The sequence below is a fragment of the Desulfomicrobium norvegicum genome, assembly GCF_900114595.1.
Taxonomy (GTDB): domain Bacteria; phylum Desulfobacterota; class Desulfovibrionia; order Desulfovibrionales; family Desulfomicrobiaceae; genus Desulfomicrobium; species Desulfomicrobium macestii.
This window is the reverse complement of record NZ_FOTO01000016.1, coordinates 41,931-62,837: the sequence shown is the minus strand read 5'-3', so window position 1 is coordinate 62,837 and position 20,907 is coordinate 41,931. Positions and strand designations below refer to the sequence as shown.

Below are 20,907 nucleotides of genomic sequence, written 5' to 3'. Positions count from 1 at the left end.
TTGCAGTGTCGTCAGTGATGGCCCTGCCGTGGCAAGTCGAATCAGCCCTTGTGCATCCGGGTCATGACCCAATTCGTTTCACTCATGATTCAGGAATTTTCTTCCTGTTTTTTCCATCCGAAATCGTTGTGATACACCATCAGCTTCGTCATGCCGCCATCCACCGTGATGTTCTGGCCCGTAATGAAGCCGCTTTTCTCATCACACAAAAACATGACCGCATGGACGATGTCTGAAGGAACGCCCACACGGCCGGCAGGGTGCTGATCCGCGTCCGGGCCATTGAACCGGTTGCCGGTGGTGTCGATCCAGCCCGGCGAGATGGAGTTGACCCGCACCTTGCCTGCCAGGGTGATGGCCATGGCATGGGTCAGCGCGGTGATGCCCCCTTTGGCCGCCGTGTAGCTTTCGGTATCGGCCTGGCTCATCAGATGCCGGGTCGATGAGATGTTCACGATGCTTGCCGAAGGGTTGAAGTGTTCCATGAACAATTGGGTCAAAAGAAACGGGGCCGAGATTCCGACACGCAACACGTAATTGAAATCCTCATGGGAGCAGGTCTTGAGGCCGCCCCGGGACAGGCACGCATTGTTGATGAGATAGTCGATGGCGCCATGCTGGGCGATTACCTTTGACGCAAAGGCGCGCAATATCTGATCATCGGCAATGTCGCCGACGAAATAGTCGTTGTCCTGCACATCGATATTGCAGACGGCAACTCCCTGCCCGGCGAAAGCGTCACAGATCGCCTTGCCTATGCCCTGCGCTCCGCCCGTAACGACCGCGACTTTTTGTTTCATCATGACAAGATCTCCTTGCTCTGTTTTCATCCCCGAAGAGCGGGGGGACATGGCCATGAATCCTGAATGATTTGCCGGTGCGCTGCAACTGCAATGCAACCGGCCTTGAGCGCGTCGCGTGGGGAAAGAGCAGCGCTATACTTTTTTGACGAATTCGGACTTGAGTTTCATGGCTCCGATGCCGTCGATCCTGCAATCGATATCGTGATCGCCGTCCACGAGCCTGATGTTCTTGACTTTCGTGCCTACTTTCACCGTGACGGACGAGCCCTTGACCTTGAGGTCCTTGATGACCGTGACCGTGTCGCCGTTCTGGAGCGGCTTGCCGTTGGCGTCCTTGATGATCCTGTCATCCGTCCCGTCGCCGGCAGCGGCGTCCTTGGACCACTCGTGGCCGCATTCCGGGCAGACGTAAGCCATGCCGTCATCGTAGGTATATTCGGAGCCGCACTTGGGGCATATGGGCAGATCACTCATTTGGGTATCCTTGGGCTGGTTGGGGTTGTGCGCGAAATCGCCGTGGTTGCAAGCAGCTGAACCCGCTAGCCGCTCGAAGCTGCCAAGGTCAATGCCAAATGCTGGACTCGAAGGGTGCGGACAGAAAAACCGGAACCTGCCATTATCAATGCCTGGCCGGTGCAATGCACTGCCCGGTATGGGATGTGCTTCTTTATCCCTTGCCGTAGGACCGACGCTGTGCGAACACCTCCCGGGTGGCGAAAAGCCCGTTCATTTTCTTCGAGGAGTCGAGTGTGTACCAACGGTTACTGAACATCTTCATGGCAACCCGAAATCCCCAGTTGGAAACGCTTCTCAGGGGTGTTCCGCCACAGGAAGGGTTTTCCCACCAGTTTATCGGCAGACCCGATATCGCTGAAGCCGACATCAAGGGCTGCGCCGTCATCATCCTCGATTTCGATGCCGTTGCGCCTGAGTGCGTGGCAAAAATTCATGACGCCAAGGATGAATATGCCATAATGATCGGCTGTTTTGACGCCGGGAGTTTTCCGGTTCTGGCGGAGTGGCACCATCTTTTCGATCAGGTCTGGATCAGGCCTTTCAGCGAAGACAGGGTTCAGGCCTCGTTTTTGGGGATTCTAGGGCGTCTCAAGGAGCGCGAGGACGCGCTGCTGAACCGGAAATATCTGGACACCTTGATAGACAGCCTGCCGGAACTGATCTGGTTCAAGGATGCCCGGGGCGCCCACCTGAAAGTCAACAGCAGCTTCTGCCGGACTGTGAACAAGACCAAGGAACAAATTGAGGGCCGTGGGCATTATTATATCTGGGACATTGAACCTGATGAATACGCTCAGGGAGAATATATTTGCCTGGAATCCGAAGAGATCGTTCTCAACAAGAAGGAAACCTGCCTCTTTGACGAAACAGTGAAATGCGGCGGCGAACTGCGCAAATTCAAAACATACAAGTCTCCCATTTTTGATACGGATGGAGAAGTAATCGGCACAACGGGTTTTGCTCACGATGTGACTGATCTTCAGAACCTGATGATTGAATTGAATATTTTGATTGAGAGTCTTCCTTTTGCAATAATGGTAACAGACAAGGAGAATAAAGTTACCATTGTCAATCAAAAGTTCATTGATATCTTTGTTTTGGACCGATCAGAGCTTATCGGAAAAAGTGTTGATTCCTTCCTCAACGAAACAGGAAATTATACGCGTAGTAAAAGATGGATCATAGAGCATGACGAAGATGATACATTGCTTATTTCCAAAAGCAGAATTCTCAAAGTTCACGATGAAAATCTTCTGGATATATTCGGCGTGCTGGCTGGTCACATTTATCTTTTTGTGGATATCACTCTTGAATATCATCACAGAAACAAGCTCGTTTCGGATGCAAACACAGATTATCTGACCAAGTTGAACAACAGGCGCAGTCTCCAGGATTTCATGAGGAAAACACCGCCTCTCCCGGACACGGCGTTGTTGCTCGCAGATCTGGACAACTTCAAGGAAGTCAACGATCAGTACGGTCACGAAGAAGGGGACAGGGTGCTTGTAGCCTTTGCGGACATGCTTCTGCAGATTTTTCCAGCTGAAAACCTGTTCCGTCTCGGTGGAGATGAATTCGCAATACTTCTGCACAATGTGGGCGATTCCAATATGCCGAGACAATGCGCTGGGCAAATTCTGGCTGGATTTGCAGAAAAAGTCGCCTGCAAGTTTCCCCACACCAATATTTCGGTCAGCATCGGTATTGCCATGGATAATGATAAAGATGAAAATTTTGGCGAATTGTTCAAAAAAGCGGACATGGCTCTTTACGAATCAAAAAAAGCGGGAAAAAATGTGTACAAATTCTGGAACAGATAGTTCCTTGAATCTGCATTTCGTCGCTTGATTCTTGAAAATTACTTTCCGGTTCAGATTTTTCCCATGCTGTCGAAAAAATCATTCCGGAAAACCGGGGCCAGCCCATCCCTTGCCCTCAACTGAAATTGCAGACCGTTCAGAAATGGCCTGTCAACTCCTGCGTGCGATCTGCGTCCCTTCGAACAGCCCCTGAAAGAAGTTGGCCGCGTTCACGCCCAGCGACCTTATCCTGTACCCGCCTTCCTGCACCACCACCGTATGCCTGCCCAGGGCGCCGATGAGGCGTCCATTGCGGAAGAAATCCCTGGCCTGCAGACGCCACGTGCCCGTCGGGTCTCCCTTGGCCGGGTCGAGCCCGAGGCCGACGATGACGAAAGCCGGGTCGAAATCGGCCATGACCTTCAGCGCCTGGCGCAGGGTTTCGGCGTATCTCTCGCCGTCGACCTCTTCGGGGAGGGGGTAGTTGCGGTTGTATCCAAGGCCCGCTCCCTCCCCGCGTTCCTCCGCGAATCCGCTGAAATACGGATAGGCGAATCTCGGATGGCCGTGAATGGACAGGGTCAGCACGTCGCTGCGTTCGTAGAAGATGTTCTGGGTGCCGTTGCCGTGGTGGTAGTCCACGTCGAGCACTGCGACCCGCCCATGGGCGCTTAGCCTGTGGGCGACCACGGCCGATGTGTTGAAATAGCAGAATCCTCCGAAGGCCCGGCGTTCGGCGTGGTGTCCCGGAGGGCGGACCAGGGCGTAGGCCAGGCGGCGTCCGGCCAGCAGTTCCTCGGCCGCGGTCAGCCCGCAGTCCACGGCCCCGCGCGCCGCTGCGTAGGCGTTGCCGTTCAGGGGCGTGAAGGTGTCGATGCAGTAGTAGCCCGCACGCACGGCCAGTTCCCGGGGCGGGCGGGCGGCGTTTCTGATGGGGAAGACATAGGGATAGACGGATTTCTTCTCGGGGAGGTTCGCGCAGACCGTTCTGAGGTAGGACACGAACTGCCGGTCGTGGACCTGGGTGATGTGCCGCTCGGCGAAATGCCGGGGCTGCCTGCGCAGGAAGAGGCCCGTCTTCTCGATTTCTTTCAGGATGGACTTCATGCGCACCGGAGATTCGACATAGCCGCGCTCGCGAATGTGGTGGATGGCGTGGTTCTCGTTGCAGATCAGGGCGATCCTGCGATCGGCGCTGATGCCCGGAACCCTTGGGGGCGCGGTTTCCCTGACATAGCGGGGCTCGCGCAGAGCCAGATTTCCGGCCGGGATGGAGTCGAGAACCATCTTCACATACTCCGGCGAGCATTTCTCCTTGTATTTGCGTTCCAGCACGGCGCGCACCACGTGGCGAACCCGCTCACGCGAGAGGCGCAAGGGTTTGTCCAGAGGATCGGCCACCAGGTAGGGAGCGCAGTCGTCCTCGGCGGAGAGGGGCGTTTCGTAGGCCGTGTTGATGATTGGCCGCGCCCCGTAGCGCTCGTAGAAGCGAAGCCTGGCGACATTCTCGCGCAGCAGTTCCGGATCTTGGCACAGGGCCGGATCGTCGGGCAGGCATTCGAAGAAGAGGGCGGTGTCGCCAAGGGCCTTGGCTTCCTCGCGTACCCTTTCATACAGGGCCGAACCCACCCCGTGGCCGCCGTGGCGCAGGCTGACCGAGAGATAGTCCAGGTAGCAGAAGCGCAGGTCCGAAAAGTGGCACAGCAGGGCGAACCCCTGCACCAACCTGCGCTGCCCCTCGGCCACGAAGACGATGGTCCGGTATCCCTTGCCGAGGGGGTTCTTGAGGGTGGCGGGGAGATTCGCGACCTCCTCGGCGGCGATGAGCGGAAAGCGCTCGGCCAGGATGGTCTGCACCTGCTCGACGCTCTGGGCGTCGACGGGCACGGTGGTGTCGTAGATGGGGCGGATGCTGAACATGAAGAGCCTCGTTTCGGCTGATGCCGGGACCTGTGTCCGAATGGAATTTTATTGCCGGTCGGGACAATACGGCGGCGAGGGCGAATGGTAAATCGCATTTAATGACCGTTTCGAAAAAGAAGTGCATCTCAGCTTCCGCGCAATCATAGGGCCAGGAATGAAATTCAGGCAAGCTCGCCGGTTTTTTCGGTGTCCTCCCCTCCAGAATTTCGCATGGATAGTGCTTGCTGGATGGCTTTGGGAAATATTAAGCGGAAATGGTTGGCTGGAGGAAGAGATGGGCGGAACAACCCTGGTTCGGGATGCGTCCCTGCAGCGTTCCAACTTCATGCTTTTTCAAGGATAAAAATGAGTTTTTCAGCAAGCAGCGCTTCGCGCACGCAGCGTCATGGCCGCAACATGTTTCTCCTATTTGTAGTGCTGCTCCTGTGCGCTTGCGGCAATGGGTATTATCGCGGCCCGGTTTCGGAGCATTTCGACGGGAGCAAATTCGACAATCCCTGGGAGCCGATGCCCAATCGGTTCGGGGATTTTCTGAAGTGGCGCCTGACCGCCGAGCGAGGCTACTGGCCGGAGCATGTGCCGGTTGAACCGACGCTGCCTCCTGCGCGGGTCATGGGGGAGGAGTTGCGGGTGACCTATGTCGGCCACGCCACGGTGCTCCTGCAGACCCAGGGGGTGAACATCCTGACCGATCCGATCTGGTCCGAGCGGGCCAGTCCGCTGGGCTTCGCGGGCCCAAGGCGTGTGGCCGCGCCCGGGGTGAGGTTTGAGGACCTGCCGCCCATTGACCTGGTGCTGATCAGCCACAACCACTACGACCATCTGGACCTGCCGACCCTTGAACGCCTGCACCGGGCCTTCAATCCGCTCGTGCTCACCCCGCTTGGCAATGATGCCATCATAAGGTCCGCCATCCCGGACATGCGGCTTTCGAGCCTGGATTGGGGCCAGGACTTCGTGTTCGGCAAGGAGATGCGATTCGTGCTTGAGCCCATGCAGCACTGGTCGGCCCGGGGGCTTTTCGATCGCCTCGACGCCCTGTGGGGGGCTTTTGTCATCGATGCACCGGGCGGCGCCATCTATTTTCTGGCCGATGCGGGGTATGCACGGCACTTGTCCGAGGATTTCGTGGCCAAGTACGGCACGCCGCGCCTGAGTCTGCTGCCGGTCGGGGCCTACGAACCGCAATGGTTCATGCGTTACGCCCATATGAATCCTGCCGAGGCGGTCCAGACCTTCCTCGACCTGGGACAGGGGCCTGTCATGGGCACCCAGCACGAGGTCTTCCCCATGGCTGACGAAGCCTATGCGGCCCCTCGCCGGGAGATTTTGGAGGCCTTGCAGTCCAGGGGCATAGACGAATCGCTCTTCATGCTTCCAAAAGTAGGGGAGTGGTTCACGGTCCCACCGCGCTGAAATTTTGCACCGTGCGAGGGCTCACCGGATATATTTTGAAACTTTTTTTCATACTTATTTCTCTGTAGGTTATTTTCAGCTTGCACCTACTGACCTTCCTTGATAATTCGATCGATCTTTAATCGATTGGCTCGATTTTCTTTCAGCAAATCGCATTCTTACGGAGGATTTCATGCGCATATTCGTTTTGCTTGCAGCAAGTCTGCTTTTCGCCCAGGCCGCCTTTGCCGAACCGGTCGGCAGCCCCATTCCCGTAGGTATCGCCGTGGGACAGACCACCAACGTGGCCCTGTTCGGCGAGGAGCAGGTCAACGGCGCCAAGGTGGCTGAAAGGATGATCAACGAAAAGGGCGGAGTGGGCGGAACTCCCATAAAGCTCGTGTTCCAGGATACCGGCGGAGACGAAGCCGGGGCCATCAACGCCTTCCAGAACCTGATCTCCCGCGACAAGGTCGTAGCCATCATCGGACCGACCCTGTCCCAGCAGGCCTTTGCCGCCAACCCCATCGCGAACCAGGCCAAGGTGCCCGTTGTCGGCCCCTCCAACACGGCCAAGGGCGTGGCCCAGATCGGCGAATATGTGTCCCGCATTTCCGCCCCCATGACCCTGGTCGCACCCAACGCCCTGAAGCGCGCCCTCGCGGTCAACCCGAATATCAAGAACGTGGCCGTGGTCTATGCCCAGGATGACGCGTTCAACGTCTCCGAGACCGGCATTTTCCAGGAAGCCATCAAGGGCATGGGCCTGAATATCGCCCTCGTCCAGAAGACCAGCGTCAAGGACACGGACTTCACCACCCAGGTCACGGCCATCCTCGGCGCGGGTGTGGACATGGTGGTCATGAGCTGCCTGGCGGCCGACGGCGGCAACATGGTCAAGCAGTTGCGCCAGTTCGGCTACGAGGGCCTCATCGTCGGCGGCAACGGTTTCAACTCTCCGAACATGTACCCGGTCTGCGGCAAGGAATGCACCGGCGTCATCGTGGCCCAGGCTTACAGCCCCAAGGCCGACAACGCCGAAAACAACGCCTTTGTCCCCGTGTTCAAGGAAATGTTCAAGAAGGATCCGGCCCAGTTCTCGGCCCAGGCCTACACCAGCGTGAAGGTCGTGGTGGATGCCTTGAACGAAGTGGAGCAGAGCACCGGCAAAAAGGTCGCGGACATGGACACGGCCGAACTGCGCACCGCCCTCAATGCGGCCATCATCTCCAGTTCCTATGAAACGCCACTTGGCGAGATCGTCCTCGACGCCGACGGCGAGATCACCCAGAAGACGTTCTATGTATCCCAGATCAAGATCGCCGAAGACGGCAAGACCGGGATCATGGAGCTCTTGCCCGAATAACGCATCCTGCCGGGGGAGCGGCGCTTCCCCGGCTTTTGGCATATCATGAACATCGTCTATTTTCTGCAAAACATCCTGAACGGCCTTTCCATCGGCTCGGTCTACGCCATCTTCGCCCTTGGCTACACGCTGGTCTTTTCCATTCTGGGAATCATCAACTTCGCCCACGGCGCGGTCTTCACCCTTGGTGCATACTGCACCTACGCCCTGGCCGTCGGTGATTTCGGCCTGAACGGACTTCTGGCCGGCATGAGCCTGCCATTCAGCCTGCCTTTTCCCCTGGCGCTTCTGGGCGGCTCCATCATGGCCGGTTGCGTGGGCGTTCTGGTCGAGCGCCTGGCTTTTCGCCCGCTGCGGGCCAAGGGGGCCGATCCGCTCCTGGCGCTGGTCAGCAGCCTTGGCGTTGCGCTCATTCTGGTCAATTGCCTGCAATTTCTTGTCGGCGCGGAAATCTATTCCTTCCCGTCAGGCATTTTCGGATCATTGCCCATGGCCATGATCTTCAAGATGGACGGCAAGATCCTGGCCGTGCGCACCGTGCAGCTGATCATCCTGGGCGTCAGCCTGGCCATGCTGCTGGTGATGGCCTGGTTCATGAACCGGACCCGCATGGGCAAGGCCCTGCAGGCCACGGCCGAGAATCCCGAAACCGCCAGTCTGCTCGGCATCAACGTCGATCGCTACATCCTGTCCACATTTTTCATCTCCGGCGCCCTGGGCGGCCTGGCGGGCACGCTCATCGGGGCGAGCTTCGGCCTGGCCGGACCGTATTTCGGCGTCAGCTACGGCCTCAAGGGCCTGGCGGTCATCGTGCTGGGCGGTCTCGGCAGCATTCCCGGGGCGGTTCTCGGCGGACTTGTCATTGGTCTGGGCGAGGCGTTTCTGCCCCCGGACTATTCGTCCATGAAAGAGGCCGTGGCCTTTGTCATGCTTTTCGTCATTCTTCTGGCCCGCCCCCAGGGGCTTCTGGGCCAGCAAACCATCCAGAAGGTTTAGGATGGGCATGTTTCTCGACAACTACGGTTTTTTGATGGTGGCCATCATCCAGCAGGCGCTCCTCGGGATGAGCCTGTGGTATCCGCTCATGGCCGGACAGCTCTCCCTGGCCAGCATCGGCTTCTATTCACTGGGCGGCTACATCGCGGCCATCATGGGCACGAGCCCGCTTTTCGCGGCCTGGAGGGAAACCCTGGGCGCGGCCCTCTATCCGGTGGAATGGCTCATCGCCATGCTGGCCAGCTGCCTGCTCGGGCTGCTGGTCGGCATCCCGGCCCTGCGCCTGCGCGGCATCTATCTGGCACTGGCGACCATCGCCTTCGTGCAGGTGCTCAATGTCGTGGTGCTGGTCCTGGACGTGACCGGCGGAGCGGTAGGCCTTTTCGGCATCCCGCAGCCCTTCGAGAAGCGCATCGGCTACCTGTGGTTCTTCGGTCCACTCCTGATCGTCATGCTCATCTTTTCGTGGCGGCTGACCCGCACCGTGGCCGGGCGGTCCTTCATGGCCATCCGGGAGGACGAACTGGCCGCACAGGCCATGGGCATCTCCACCACCTTTGAGAAGGTCCGCGCCTTTGTCATCGGCTGCGGACTGGCCGGTGTCGTCGGAGCCATGAGCGCGCCGTTTCTCAATACCTGGAACGCCCGCCAGAGCAGCTTTGACGCCTCCGTGGCCTGTCTGGCCTATGTGCTCATCGGCGGCGCGCGCTCCATCTGGGGGCCGCTCCTGGGTGCGATCCTGCTTGTCGCGCTGCCCGAGGTGCTGCGTCCGCTCAAGGACGCGCGTCTGATCATGAACGGCATCGTCCTGGTCGTGGCCTGCATCTATCTGCCCCAGGGCATCGCCGGGCTGCTGGCTTCCCTGCGCCGCAAAGCATCGGGGGTGGTCTGATGAACGCCATTTTGAGCCTGGAAGGCGTATCGCGCTCATTCGGCGGACTCATGGCCGTCGGCGATGTCGGCTTCTCAGTACAGCCCGGTGAAATCTTCGGCCTGATCGGTCCCAACGGCGCGGGCAAGACCACGCTCTTCAACCTGATTTCCGGACTCACGCCTGTTTCGGCAGGCCGAATCAGTTTTCTGGGCAAGGACATCCTCGGTATCGCGCCGCACAAGGTCGCTGGCATGGGCATGGCCAGAACCTTCCAGAACATCCGCCTGTTCAGCGGCATGAGCGTGCTCGACAATGTGCGCGCACCCATGCAGACCTTTGCCCGGACCGGTCTTCTGTCGGACCTGCTCGGCCTTCCGGCCAGCCGCGCCCAGGAAAGGCGCATCCGGGACAAGGCCCTGGAGCTGCTCGGGCTTGTCGGGCTTGAATCCAAGGCCCAGGATTTGGCGTCATCCCTGCCCTACGGCGAGCGCAGGCGTCTTGAGATCGCCCGCGCCCTGGCCCTGCGCCCCAAACTGCTGCTTCTGGACGAACCGGCCGCGGGCCTGAATCTGGCCGAAAAGGCGGAATTGAGCGCCTTCATCCGCGATCTGCGCACCCGCTTCGATCTGACCGTGCTCATCATCGAGCACCACGTGCCGCTGGTCATGGGCCTTTGCGATCGCCTGGCCGTGCTCAACTTCGGCCGCCTCATCTGCCAGGGCAAGCCGGATGAAGTGCGCAACGATCAATGCGTCATCGACGCCTACCTCGGAGACAGCCATGCCGTTGCTTGAACTTGATCAGGTCTGCGTGAACTACGGCGCGGTCAAGGCCGTGCGAGACGTCAGCCTCTACGTCGAGCATGGCGAGGTGGTCACTCTCATCGGCGCCAACGGAGCGGGCAAGAGCACCATCCTGCGCGCCGTGTCCGGCCTGGCCCGCATCGCGTCCGGCGCGCTGCGTTTCTCGGGAACCGACATCGCCAAAACCCGGCCGGACGCCATTGTCCGCGCCGGGCTGGCGCATTGCCCCGAAGGACGCCAGGTCCTGGCCAGGCAGAGCATCGAGGACAACCTCCTGCTTGGCGCCTACATCCGCAAGGACAAGGACGGCATCGCCCGTGATCTGGAAAAGTCCTACACCATGTTTCCGCGTCTTCGGGAGCGTCGCCGCCAGCCGGCCGGGACCCTTTCCGGCGGCGAACAGCAGATGCTGGCCATCGCCCGCGCCCTCATGAGCTCGCCGCGCATGCTCCTGCTCGATGAACCGTCCCTGGGACTCGCGCCGCTGGTGGTGGAGGAGATTTTCGCCATTCTCGACTCCCTGAGCGCCCAGGGCATGACCATCCTTCTTGTGGAACAGAACGCGCGGCTGGCCCTGGCGCATTCCCATCGCGGCTACGTGCTCGAATCCGGACAGATCGCGGCCACCGGCGAAGCCCGGGCGCTGCTTGACGACGACCGTGTCCTGGCTGCGTATCTGGGGGCCTGACGCGGGAGGAGAAGAGAGAAGAGACGGGGCGCTGCCCCGGGCCCCGCAAGGGGCTCGCCCCTTGACCCGTGCAAGGGGGGGCTTGCGCAGCAGCTTTTGCGCTGCTTTTGTTCCGTTTTTCCCGGTAGTGGCTATTTTTGTTTGTTACTGAAGCTCCAACGATCTGTATTTAATGAATGGCGCAGCAGCGCTTTTGAGGTGTTTGAATGACCAAACCAAAAAGGGTGACCCTGTTCATCCAGTGCATAGTGGATTCCTGTTTCCCCGCCGTGGGCGAAGCCATGGTCAAGGTGCTTGAGCGCCAGGGGCTTGCCCTTGACTACCCCGCGAACCAGACGTGTTGCGGACAGCCTGCCTTCAACGGCGGATATCGCGACGAGGCGGCGCGGCTGGCGAGCCATTATCTGGACGTGTTCGAGGACGCCGAGGCCATCGTCTGCCCGTCGGGCTCGTGCGTGCACATGGTCCGTCACCACTACATGGAGCTTTTCGCCAAGGACCCGCGCCAGCTGGACCGGGCCAGGCGGGTGGCGGCCAAGACCTTCGAGTTCACCGAATTTCTGGTCGATGTGCTGGGCGTGACCGATGTCGGCGCAACCTGGAATGGGCAGGTCACCTACCACGACTCCTGCCATCTCCTGCGCGGGCTCGGGGTCAAGGATCAGCCCCGGGCCCTGCTTTCCGGGGTGCGCGGACTGACTCTCGTCGAGATGACCCGCTCCGATGAATGCTGCGGGTTCGGAGGCACCTTTTCGGCCAAGTATCCGGAAATTTCCGAGGCCCTGCTCGAAACCAAGCTGGCCAACATCCAGGCCACCGGCACGGGCGCCGTGGTCGGGTGCGACATGGGCTGCCTCATGCACATGCAGGGCATGATCCGACGTCGCGAGCTGCCCATCAGCGTGCATCACATCGCCGAAATCCTGGCCGGGGAGGAGTAGAATGCTGAACCAGGACCCTCTGAAATACAGGGAATTGGCCGCCAAGGCCGTCGAGGACAAGCAATTGCACAGAGCCCTCGCCAAAATGCGCGACAAGGTCGGACGCAACGCGGTGAACCTCTACAGCCAGCTTTCGCCCGGGCATGACCCGCGTCAGGACGCCAAGGCCGTGCGCCGCAAGATCGTGGACAACCTTGATGTCGTGCTCGAAACCCTGAGCGCGAACATCCGTGCACGGGGCGGGCATGTCCATCTGGCCGAGACCGGGGAGGACGCCGTGGAATACTGCCTGGGCGTTGCCAGGCGGTTTCAGGTCGCCCGCGTGGTCAAGGGCAAGTCCATGCTCAGCGAGGAAATCCACCTCAACGACGCTTTGGAAGCCGCCGGCATCGAGACAGTGGAGACGGATCTTGGCGAGTACATCGTGCAGCTCAAGGGCGAAGCGCCGTCGCACATCATCGCCCCGGCCATCCATTACACCCGCGAACAGGTCGGCGAACTCTTCGCCGAAAAACTGGACCAGCCCTACACCGACGATCCGCCGACCCTGACCGCCATGGCGCGCAAGGCTCTGCGCGAAAAGATGCTCACCGCCGACATGGGCATCTCCGGCGGCAACACCGCCTGTGCCGAGACCGGACACGTGACCATCGTTTCCAACGAAGGCAACATCCGCATGGCCACGACCATGCCCAGGGTTCACGTGGTGCTGCTTGGCATCGAGAAGATCGCGGCCACCCTTGAAGATCACGACATCCTGCTGCGCATGCTGACCCGTGCGGCGGCGGGGCAGAAGATCTCCACCTACGTCAGTTATGTGGGCGGGCCGCGCCTGCCCGATGAGCCGGACGGGCCGGAGGAGTTTCATCTGGTTCTGGTGGACAACGGCCGCAGCCGCATTCTGGCCGATCCGGACTTTCGCGAGGTGCTGCACTGCGTGCGCTGCGGCGGTTGCCTCAATGTCTGCCCGGTCTACATGGCCATTGGCGGGCACAGTTACGGCTCGCCGTATTGCGGACCCATCGGTGCGGTCTTCACGCCGCTGACCCGGGGCATCAACACGTGCCACCATCTTTGCCAGGGGGAAACCCTGTGCGGCGCCTGCAAGCAGGTCTGCCCGGTGGACAACGATCTGCCGCGCATGCTCTCGCTGCTGCGCTCCAAGCTGGCTGACGGCGACAGACGCTGGGACGTGCGCCGTCAGAGCCTGCCGACAAAGCTGGTGTTCGGGATCTGGTCGGTGCTCATGCGGCATCGGCGCATGTACGACGCGCTGAGTGCAATGGCCAGATTCGGCCAGAGACTGCTGCCCCGCAAGAACGGCTGGATCAGACGCCTGCCCGGGCCACTGGGCGGCTGGACCAGGGGCCGCGATTTTCCGCCGCTGGCGCAGGAGAGTTTCGCCGATCGTTGGGCGCGTCGTGACAAGACAGGGAGGGGGGCATGAGTCGTATCATCGAACGGGTCAGGCAGGCGCTTGAAGTGCAGGCCAATGACGGTCGGGACAGGCTGGTCTTCGCCAAGAGCGAGGAATTCATCAATTGCGCGCACGCCACTGCCACGGACGAAGAGCGGGGCGGGTGGATGGAAAGCATCCGCCGAGAGGCCCAGGCGCTCAACCTTCAGGTGCACGAATGCCCGGATTTGGATGCCTGCGGCGAGGCCATCGCGGCCCTGGCCCGCGAGCGCGATCCGGAATGGGGCACCTTGAAGCGGATCGTGCGCTGGAGCGACCCGCTCCTTGACGAGCTGGGCCTTGAAGCGCGCCTGGGCGAGGACATCCCCGTCACGACAGTGCCCATGGCCGACTCCTTTGACGAATCCGAGCGCGCGGAGTTCCGGCGCGAGGTCATCGCTTCGTATATCGGCATCACCACCGCCGACTACCTGCTGGCCGACACGGCCTCGCTGGTGCTCCTGGGCGGACGGGGCCGAGCACGCTCGGTGTCTTTGGTGCCGTCCATTCATGTCGCGGTGGTGCCGGGGAGCCGCATGCTCGGCTCCTATCGGCAGATGCTCTCCCGCCTGAACGGTCAGACCTTGCCGTCCAACGTGAACATCATCACCGGCCCGAGCAAGACCGCCGACATCGAGGCCACCCTGGTGCACGGGGCGCACGGCCCGCGCGAGATGCATCTTTTCGTGGTCGCGTCCTGACGTCGGCGCGTGCCGCAGGTGTTTTTACGCGAAAGCGCCAAGCTGACTTCGTGTCGGCTTGGCGCTTTTCTTTACGGGGGACGCGGGGACAAGATTCTTGGTTTTTTTTGCAGTGTCGCCCGTTAACGTCATAGCCCACGGAAAGCATATCAGATCCGCCTGCAAAAAGTTGTGGATGAACCTGATTGTCATTCCCGCGAAGGCGGGCCATGTCGGGCAATAGCACGAAATCCATTCTTTTCAGAGAGTTAAAAAGGCATGGATCCCCTTCTTCAAGGGAATGACGACTTCTTGCAGTGACGTCATATCAACCTGCTGCGGCAAATCCATTCAGGAATTCGATGATCTCATGCTCCGTTTCGCTTCTGAGCATACTTTTATAGATGAAACAGTGCGCTATTATCGTGCTCATGTTCTCGGAAAATCCATAGCTCAGGATCGAAACTTCTCTCCTGTTGATCATGCCTTCTATTTTATTGAATATCACTACGGAATTATTTACGTTTATGAATTCGGATTCAATCAGCTTCGCATCTTTCATTTTATAGTGTTCGACAAGTTTCTTGTAAATTTCAGTCATTTGTATGTTTTCGTCATATAAAAATATATGCGCGTTGGTAAATCTTCTGGCGGAAAAATCAATTTTTGAAACTGATTCATTTTTTACGGACCACAATCTGTTGTCATAATAGAATGATGCTCCTGATTTTCCAATGAAGACTTTATCCGCTGCGTTCACTGATTTTTTTCTCGTTTCCAGATGCCCATATTCGGACGCAATCTCTTTTTTCTTGTGCACGCCTTTGTTTGTCGGCGCACAGGATGCCAGGGCTACGACCAAAAGCATGGCGATCAGGTATTTTTGCATGAAAATCTCCATTTTTACACAACCTGTACCGGTGATGCCTGTACCCCAGGCTGTCGTGCCCCGGTCGGGCGCAGGCTGTCGTGATTTGATGAGTCCGTGATTTTCGGGCGGTGCGCCATTTCGTCATGGCTCCTGACGGGCAGGTGCATGGCTGATTTGGCATATTGCAAATAACCTCGAAATACATGACAGTCCATAAGACAGTCCGAAGATTTTGCAAAACCGGGAAGCGATGGCGGACGACGGTCGGCCTGTCGCAATCCGTTTGGACATCAACACGGCGGCGACCGCGCTGCAAGCCTGACCCGTAAAGGAGAATGCGATGACGTTGGATGAGAACGCCGGACGGCAGCCCCGTGGATTGCTGGTCCTTCGAACCCTGGCCATGCCCAAGGACACCAACCCCAGCGGCGACATTTTCGGCGGCTGGATTCTGGCCCAGATGGACGTGGCCGGAGGGCTCATGGCCTCGGAGATCTCCATGGGACGGACCGTCACGGTCAGCGTCGAGAAGATGAGCTTCGACAAGCCCGTGCGCATGGGCGACACGATCTGCGTGCATGCGGAGCTTCTGCGAGTGGGCAATTCGTCCATGGACATCAAGCTTGAGGTCTGGGCGAGGCAGCTTGTCGGGGCATACGAGGCCCAGCGCCAGCTGGTGACCGAAGGGGTGTTCCGCTATGTGGCCGTGGATGAAAACCGGCGTCCGCGCAGGGTTCCCGACAATCCGAGTTTTTTCACCAGATGAAGCTGCGCCGGCTCGGCAGGACTGCTGTCCGACCGGGCCCTTGACCGAGCTTCAGTCTTTGTTGACGCTTTGTTTTATCACTTCCATCAGCTCCCTGATGCTGAAGGGTTTGGCCACGTATCCATCCATGCCCTTGTCCAGCAGCTTTTCCTTGTCTCCGTCCATGGCATAGGCGGTCATGGCGATGATGGGCACCGGTTTTTTGCCCGTTGCCCTCTCCGAGGCGCGGATGCGTCTGGTGGCCTCGATTCCGTCCATGCCCGGCATCTGAATGTCCATCAAGATGAGGTCGAAATCCTGCTCCAGGATGCGGTCCAGCACCTCATGCCCGTCATGGGCGATGAAGACCTCGTGACCATTTTTGGTCAGCAGGTTGCGGACGGCGAAAAGGTTCACCTCGTCATCTTCGGCCACAAGAATTTTTCTCTCCCGCAGCGCGACCCCCGTTTTGTCCGGAGCCTCCCGTGCCGGCAATTCCAGCGCCTTGTCCAGGGTGACGCAGAAATATATGCTCGTGCCTACATCAACCTCGCTTGAAATGGCCATGTTGCCGCCCATGAGTCCAACCAGACGTTTGCAGATGGACAGGCCGAGGCCCGCGCCCTGGTATTGTCTGGTGTAGCCCTGGGTCACCTGGCTGAAGGGTTCGAAGAGCTGGGCCAGCGCTTCATCGGGAATGCCGCACCCTGTGTCCGAAATTTCGAAGAATATGCGCAGCTGATTTTCGTTGCGGGCAGGCAGGGGATAGGCCTCCACGCTGACGAATCCATGCTGCGTGAACTTGAATGCGTTGCCGATCAGGTTCGTGAGCACCTGTTGCAGACGAACAGGATCGCCGATGACGTTTTGCGGCAGCGTGTCGTCGAAATGGTGTCTGAGCTCGATGCCGGACTGCAGGGCGATGGGCGCGAAGAGATCGACGGATTGATTCAATTTTTCACGCAGGTCGAAGACTTCGGGCCGAATGGGCATCTTGCCCGCCTCGACCCTGGAGAGGTCGAGGATGTCGGAAAGCAGGCTGGTCAGGCGGGAAGTCGATTGCACGGCCATGGCGCTGTATTCGTGCTGCTCTTGATTCATGCTGGTTGTCTGCAGGAGTTGCAGCATGCCCATGATGCCGTTCAGCGGAGTGCGTATTTCGTGGCTCATGTTGGCCAGAAATTCGCTCTTGGCCTTGTTTGCCGCTTCGGCGGCCTCCTTGGCGTTCAGCGCGGCGTATTCAGCGTTCTTTCGCGCTGTCACATCCACATGCGTACCCACCATGCGTACGGGGTTCCCCTGTTCGTTTCGTTCGACCACCCGGCCGCGCGCCATGATCCACAACCAATGCCCGGATTTGGCCTTCATGCGGAATTCGATCTCGAAAACCTGTCCGCTGGTGACATGTCGGCTTACCTGATCTTCGACATCCTGGACGTCATCGGGATGAATGAGGCTGCGCCATGAACTGTAGCTCGCCTCGAACTCTCCGGGTTCATAGCCGAGCATGGCGTAATAGTGTGGACTGAAATATGTGCTGCCCGATACGCAGTCCCAATCCCAGATTCCGTCGTTCGTGACTTCAAGGGCCAGGGCGAGCCGTTCTTCGCTCTGGCGCATGGCTTCCTCGGCCATCTTGCGGGCGGTGATGTCTTCGCGCATGAGGATGCCGCCGGAGAAGACCCCGTCCTTGAACAGGGGGATGGCCTTGACGCTTTGCCAGGCAGATCCGCCGGCGGCGAGGCGGGGGATGAAAAGGCTCGGCAGGTTGAGCGGTCGGCCGCCAAGCACATCTTCAAGGTCGGGGCCGATCCCGGCGGAGACCAGGCCGGGCAGTTCATGCAGGGCCCGGCCCAGAAAAAAATCTTTATCCAGAAGATTCCTGGCGAAACCTTCGATATGAAACTGGTTGACGTAATTGATTTTTCCTTCCCGATCGAAAGTCATGATCGAGAGCGGCAGGTTGTCCACCAGGGACTGGTACAGATTTCTGCTTTCGACCAGCACCTCCTGGGCGTGTTTCCGTTCGGTCAGATCGACGCCGAGGCTGGTCACGTCCGTGGGCATCCCTGCCGAATCGAAGGTCAGCACGTTGGCCCAGGCGATGGCATGGCGCGCACCAAACTTGTCGAGTATTTCATTTTCGTGCGTGGAGTAGGCCAGGTTTTGCCCGCCGGCCATGGCCGAAACGAAAAATTCGCGGGTCGGTTTGCGGACCTCCTCGGGAATGAACATTTCAAACCAGTCCCGACCCAGGACCTCGTTGTTTTCCCAGCCGGTAAGTTTGAGAAAATATTCATTGGCAAAGATGATATGTCCATCGGGGTCGAGGGATATGCCGATTTGCGGCGTGTGGAGCAGAATGTTGCGCCATTTTTTTTCCGAACGCGCCAGTGCTTCGCGTTCCTGGGCAAGTTGCCTGAAAAGGGTACGATAGGGGCGTTTCAAGGCGAAACGGACCAGAGCCAGATAGATCAGGAAAAAGGACACTATTTTTAGAAAATGGCCCACTACATTGGAGAGGCCGTACACGCTTACGTACAGGGTGAAAGCCAGTTCGCCCATGATGCTGAGGGCCATGGAAATGATCAGCAGATGAAAGATTCCGGGTTCGAGCCTGTCACGCTTTCGCCAAAGATTGAGCATGGCTACCGCCAGCACGGCGCAGATGGCATATTCCGCGACGATCTTGAACGTCGTCAGTCCCTGCCCTTCGACGTGGCAGACCGGAAAAATCTCCCAGGCGAAGATGCTCAGGAACAAGGTCGCTGTGACGCCGGAGAAACCTACGAGCACCGCCCAAAGAGAAAAGCCGCGCCCCAGTATCAGGCTGTAGGCAAAGAGACTGGCCGCTTCCAGCCCACGGGCTGCTATCCAGAGCTGTGTGGCCGGGTTTGTGTCATCCGAGGCCTTGATGATGTTCATTCCACTGTAGGTCAGGGTGTGGGTCAGGTCGACCAGGGCGATGAAGAAATAGGCAATGCCCAGGAACAGGAGGGCTTCGTTGCGCAGGAAGGCGCGCGTGTTCCAGACCAGCAGAAAAACGCTCCAGCCCACGGCCACGGCAAAGAGTTCGGCCATGGTGTGGAAAAGAAGAAAATTATGGCGGCTGATGAAAAAAAGGACGGCCAGCAGAAAGATCCACAGTGTGACGTGGCGCAGGGTGCGCGAAATGTCATTGGGGGCGGGTTGGTCGTCTGAAGGCATTCGAGCTCCGTTTTTCGTAATGTCCACGTATGCGGTAGTATCAGTTCGATGGGATATGTGGATAGTCGCGTGTTTGGATCAGTATCAACTAATTTCAGGACAGACCACCCCGAAGAATTCTTGCCTTGTCATTCGCGAGGAAGTGCTTGCGGGCGCGACATGACACGAGGCGGCGGATCTGCTAGAGTCCATTACAACTTTGCCGGGAGAACGCATATCATGAATTCCGCCGTACAATTCGAGGACATTTGCCGGGTCATGTCCGAACCTGCTTTTTATCCGCACTCCGTATCCGGTGTCGAACGCCGGGAGACCCACATCTCCGTCGTGTTTCTGGCCGGAGAGTGGGTGTATAAGCTCAAAAAACACAAAGACTTGGGATTTCTTGATTTTCGTGATCCCGCCAGGCGTCTGCATTTTTGCATGCAGGAGGTGAAGCTCAACCAACGCTTGAGCTTTGGTGTGTACCAGGAGGTGCTGGGCATTCACCACGGTGAGAAAGGGCTGTGTCTTGGTCCCTTGGAAGGAGCGCTGGAATATGCCGTCAAGATGGCGCGATTGCCGGACGAGGCAAGCCTTGAGGCCTTGTTGCGTGACGGGAAGGCAACCCAGGAGAACATTTCAAGCCTGGGCGAAACCCTGGCCGGTTTTCACAAAAGCGCTGAGCGTGGACAGGGCATCGACACATACGGGGATCTCGAACATATCCGATTCAACATGGAGGAGAATTTCACGCAGCTCCTTCCGTTCGCGCGGGTCCTTCTCGACTCACGAAAATGGGATTTTTGCCGGCAGGTCTGCCGCTCGTTTGCGGACAATCATGTCGACCTGTTCATGCACAGGGTGCGTGAAGGCAGGATCACCGACGGGCACGGAGACCTGCGGGCCGAGCATGTCTATTTTCATCACGGGGTGCAGGTCATCGACTGTATCGAGTTCAATGAACGTTTCAGATACGGCGATTGCGCCCTTGATCTGGCTTTCCTGATCATGGATCTGGACCGTTTGGGGTATGCGGACACTGCCCGGCGACTGCTGCAAGCCTACGCAACGGCGGCCCGCGACCCGGAGATTTATGCGCTGGTGGATTTCTATGCGGCGTACCGCGCCTTTGTGCGGCTCAAGGTCGCCTGTTTTTCCCTTGAGCACGTCAAATCCAGGGAACCCCTGCAGAAGGAAATCCGGCGGTATCTGCGGCAGGCCTATGGATACGCCTTGGCCTTTGGGCGGCCGGTGCTGTGGGTTTTCTTTGGCCTGGCGGCTTCGGGAAAATCGACGCTGGCGCGCCGGGTGGCCCAGGCGCTGTTCATGCCGTTGCTCGGTTCCGACAAGGTCAGGAAGCAGGCGGGGGATTTTTCCGAGGTCAAGGTGGAGGATTACAATGCTGGAGCGTACCGGCCCGTGCTGCGCAGTCGCGTTTACGCGCGGCTTTTCAATCTGGCCCAGGATGAGCTGAAAATGGGGCGATCGGTGATCCTGGACGCCACGTTTTCCAAGGCGCAGTGGCGTGAGTCGGCCATCCGTCTGGCGCAGGACCACAAGGCGGGTCTTGTCTTCGTGCATTGCGTCTGTGAGCCTCGAACCATAAGGGCCCGGCTGGCGCAGCGCGGGCATGAGGCCGGGGAGTCCGATGCGCGGCTTGTCCATTTCGAGGACATGATCAAAAATTTCGAACCATTCAGTCACGAAGTCCCGGACGCCTATCTGCAGGTCGATACCGAGCGGACCCCGGAGGAGTCTTTTTACGAGATCCTGGCGAAAGGGCATGCCCTGAAGCATGCCCAGGTCCAGTGTCTGCTCGGCGAATTGAACGGGGAGGCGGATTCACGGGAGTGATATCACGG

17 protein-coding genes are annotated in these 20,907 nt (G+C 58.9%); 12 read left to right on the top strand and 5 right to left on the bottom strand.

The genetic code is table 11. From position 1 onward, the window contains the following. Positions 1 to 89 precede the first annotated feature (89 nt). Together BMZ24_RS17470 and BMZ24_RS17465 are read right to left on the bottom strand one after the other, a co-directional pair. Positions 90 to 803 (bottom strand): SDR family oxidoreductase, encoded by a 714-nt coding sequence (locus BMZ24_RS17470; RefSeq protein ID WP_092194064.1) that lies wholly within the window; start codon positions 801 to 803, stop codon positions 90 to 92. A gap of 132 nt (positions 804 to 935) precedes the next feature. Continuing rightward, the gene (locus BMZ24_RS17465) at positions 936 to 1,277 is read right to left on the bottom strand and encodes a zinc ribbon domain-containing protein YjdM (protein ID WP_092194063.1); all 342 of its coding nucleotides are present in this window, start codon (positions 1,275 to 1,277) and stop codon (positions 936 to 938) included. A gap of 275 nt (positions 1,278 to 1,552) precedes the next feature. On the opposite strand from BMZ24_RS17465, the gene BMZ24_RS17460 reads away from it, so the two are divergent. After that, positions 1,553 to 3,139: a sensor domain-containing diguanylate cyclase gene (locus BMZ24_RS17460; RefSeq protein WP_092194061.1), complete on the top strand. Its 1,587-nt coding sequence runs from the start codon at positions 1,553 to 1,555 to the stop codon at positions 3,137 to 3,139. 150 nt (positions 3,140 to 3,289) lie between these two features. Here BMZ24_RS17460 and BMZ24_RS17455 read toward each other — a convergent pair whose 3' ends face one another. After that, entirely contained in the window at positions 3,290 to 5,038 is a 1,749-nt protein-coding gene (locus BMZ24_RS17455) for a GNAT family N-acetyltransferase (RefSeq protein ID WP_092194059.1), read from the bottom strand. A gap of 348 nt (positions 5,039 to 5,386) precedes the next feature. Between BMZ24_RS17455 and BMZ24_RS17450 the strand changes: the two genes are divergently transcribed. The 9 genes from BMZ24_RS17450 to BMZ24_RS17410 all read left to right on the top strand — a co-directional run bounded on the left by BMZ24_RS17450 (position 5,387) and on the right by BMZ24_RS17410 (position 14,261). Next, positions 5,387 to 6,457 carry an MBL fold metallo-hydrolase gene (locus tag BMZ24_RS17450; RefSeq protein ID WP_161949220.1) on the top strand — a complete coding sequence of 357 codons (1,071 nt, stop codon included), beginning with the start codon at positions 5,387 to 5,389 and terminating at the stop codon, positions 6,455 to 6,457. Between the two features lie 172 nt (positions 6,458 to 6,629). Then, the gene (locus BMZ24_RS17445; protein ID WP_092194055.1) at positions 6,630 to 7,802 is read left to right on the top strand and encodes an ABC transporter substrate-binding protein; all 1,173 of its coding nucleotides are present in this window, start codon (positions 6,630 to 6,632) and stop codon (positions 7,800 to 7,802) included. Positions 7,803 to 7,847: 45 nt separating this feature from the next. After that, positions 7,848 to 8,798 (top strand): branched-chain amino acid ABC transporter permease, encoded by a 951-nt coding sequence (locus BMZ24_RS17440; RefSeq protein ID WP_092194053.1) that lies wholly within the window; start codon positions 7,848 to 7,850, stop codon positions 8,796 to 8,798. Between the two features lies 1 nt (position 8,799). Then, positions 8,800 to 9,690, top strand: a complete 891-nt coding sequence (locus BMZ24_RS17435) for a branched-chain amino acid ABC transporter permease (protein ID WP_161949219.1) — start codon at positions 8,800 to 8,802, stop codon at positions 9,688 to 9,690. Next, positions 9,690 to 10,466 carry an ABC transporter ATP-binding protein gene (locus BMZ24_RS17430; protein WP_092194051.1) on the top strand — a complete coding sequence of 259 codons (777 nt, stop codon included), beginning with the start codon at positions 9,690 to 9,692 and terminating at the stop codon, positions 10,464 to 10,466. Before BMZ24_RS17435 ends, BMZ24_RS17430 begins: the two co-directional genes overlap by 1 nt. Continuing rightward, positions 10,453 to 11,163, top strand: coding sequence for an ABC transporter ATP-binding protein (locus BMZ24_RS17425; protein ID WP_092194049.1), 711 nt, complete (start codon positions 10,453 to 10,455; stop codon positions 11,161 to 11,163). Before BMZ24_RS17430 ends, BMZ24_RS17425 begins: the two co-directional genes overlap by 14 nt. Positions 11,164 to 11,369: 206 nt before the next feature. Further along, a complete protein-coding gene (locus tag BMZ24_RS17420; protein WP_092194047.1) occupies positions 11,370 to 12,104 on the top strand; it encodes a (Fe-S)-binding protein in 735 nt (244 codons plus the stop codon). A gap of 1 nt (position 12,105) precedes the next feature. After that, positions 12,106 to 13,551 carry a LutB/LldF family L-lactate oxidation iron-sulfur protein gene (locus BMZ24_RS17415; RefSeq protein WP_092194045.1) on the top strand — a complete coding sequence of 482 codons (1,446 nt, stop codon included), beginning with the start codon at positions 12,106 to 12,108 and terminating at the stop codon, positions 13,549 to 13,551. Further along, positions 13,548 to 14,261 carry a LutC/YkgG family protein gene (locus BMZ24_RS17410; RefSeq protein WP_092194043.1) on the top strand — a complete coding sequence of 238 codons (714 nt, stop codon included), beginning with the start codon at positions 13,548 to 13,550 and terminating at the stop codon, positions 14,259 to 14,261. The genes BMZ24_RS17415 and BMZ24_RS17410 overlap by 4 nt, the downstream gene beginning before the upstream one ends. A 307-nt stretch (positions 14,262 to 14,568) precedes the next feature. Here BMZ24_RS17410 and BMZ24_RS17405 read toward each other — a convergent pair whose 3' ends face one another. Then, complete coding sequence (locus BMZ24_RS17405; RefSeq protein ID WP_092194041.1) at positions 14,569 to 15,129, bottom strand: hypothetical protein; 561 nt, start codon at positions 15,127 to 15,129, stop codon at positions 14,569 to 14,571. Between the two features lie 322 nt (positions 15,130 to 15,451). Here BMZ24_RS17405 and BMZ24_RS17400 point away from each other — a divergent pair, with 322 nt between their 5' ends. Then, positions 15,452 to 15,877, top strand: coding sequence for an acyl-CoA thioesterase (locus BMZ24_RS17400; protein ID WP_092194039.1), 426 nt, complete (start codon positions 15,452 to 15,454; stop codon positions 15,875 to 15,877). A gap of 51 nt (positions 15,878 to 15,928) precedes the next feature. On the opposite strand, the gene BMZ24_RS17395 is transcribed toward BMZ24_RS17400, so the two are convergent. Next, positions 15,929 to 19,063 carry an MASE3 domain-containing protein gene (locus BMZ24_RS17395; RefSeq protein WP_092194038.1) on the bottom strand — a complete coding sequence of 1,045 codons (3,135 nt, stop codon included), beginning with the start codon at positions 19,061 to 19,063 and terminating at the stop codon, positions 15,929 to 15,931. Between the two features lie 219 nt (positions 19,064 to 19,282). On the opposite strand from BMZ24_RS17395, the gene BMZ24_RS17390 reads away from it, so the two are divergent. Further along, on the top strand, positions 19,283 to 20,899 hold the full coding sequence (locus tag BMZ24_RS17390) for a bifunctional aminoglycoside phosphotransferase/ATP-binding protein (protein ID WP_161949218.1): 1,617 nt from the start codon (positions 19,283 to 19,285) through the stop codon (positions 20,897 to 20,899). Positions 20,900 to 20,907: the final 8 nt, after the last annotated feature.

What these genes read in the sequence shown, in the direction of transcription:
- BMZ24_RS17470 (WP_092194064.1), bottom strand. Translation starts at nt 803, where the DNA reads ATGATGAAACAAAAAGTCGCGGTCGTTACGGGCGGAGCGCAGGGCATA.
- BMZ24_RS17465 (WP_092194063.1), bottom strand. Translation starts at nt 1,277, where the DNA reads ATGAGTGATCTGCCCATATGCCCCAAGTGCGGCTCCGAATATACCTAC.
- BMZ24_RS17455 (WP_092194059.1), bottom strand. Translation starts at nt 5,038, where the DNA reads ATGTTCAGCATCCGCCCCATCTACGACACCACCGTGCCCGTCGACGCC.
- BMZ24_RS17450 (WP_161949220.1), top strand. Translation starts at nt 5,387, where the DNA reads ATGAGTTTTTCAGCAAGCAGCGCTTCGCGCACGCAGCGTCATGGCCGC.
- BMZ24_RS17445 (WP_092194055.1), top strand. Translation starts at nt 6,630, where the DNA reads ATGCGCATATTCGTTTTGCTTGCAGCAAGTCTGCTTTTCGCCCAGGCC.
- BMZ24_RS17440 (WP_092194053.1), top strand. Translation starts at nt 7,848, where the DNA reads ATGAACATCGTCTATTTTCTGCAAAACATCCTGAACGGCCTTTCCATC.
- BMZ24_RS17435 (WP_161949219.1), top strand. Translation starts at nt 8,800, where the DNA reads ATGGGCATGTTTCTCGACAACTACGGTTTTTTGATGGTGGCCATCATC.
- BMZ24_RS17430 (WP_092194051.1), top strand. Translation starts at nt 9,690, where the DNA reads ATGAACGCCATTTTGAGCCTGGAAGGCGTATCGCGCTCATTCGGCGGA.
- BMZ24_RS17425 (WP_092194049.1), top strand. Translation starts at nt 10,453, where the DNA reads ATGCCGTTGCTTGAACTTGATCAGGTCTGCGTGAACTACGGCGCGGTC.
- BMZ24_RS17420 (WP_092194047.1), top strand. Translation starts at nt 11,370, where the DNA reads ATGACCAAACCAAAAAGGGTGACCCTGTTCATCCAGTGCATAGTGGAT.
- BMZ24_RS17415 (WP_092194045.1), top strand. Translation starts at nt 12,106, where the DNA reads ATGCTGAACCAGGACCCTCTGAAATACAGGGAATTGGCCGCCAAGGCC.
- BMZ24_RS17410 (WP_092194043.1), top strand. Translation starts at nt 13,548, where the DNA reads ATGAGTCGTATCATCGAACGGGTCAGGCAGGCGCTTGAAGTGCAGGCC.
- BMZ24_RS17405 (WP_092194041.1), bottom strand. Translation starts at nt 15,129, where the DNA reads ATGCAAAAATACCTGATCGCCATGCTTTTGGTCGTAGCCCTGGCATCC.
- BMZ24_RS17400 (WP_092194039.1), top strand. Translation starts at nt 15,452, where the DNA reads ATGACGTTGGATGAGAACGCCGGACGGCAGCCCCGTGGATTGCTGGTC.
- BMZ24_RS17395 (WP_092194038.1), bottom strand. Translation starts at nt 19,063, where the DNA reads ATGCCTTCAGACGACCAACCCGCCCCCAATGACATTTCGCGCACCCTG.
- BMZ24_RS17390 (WP_161949218.1), top strand. Translation starts at nt 19,283, where the DNA reads ATGAATTCCGCCGTACAATTCGAGGACATTTGCCGGGTCATGTCCGAA.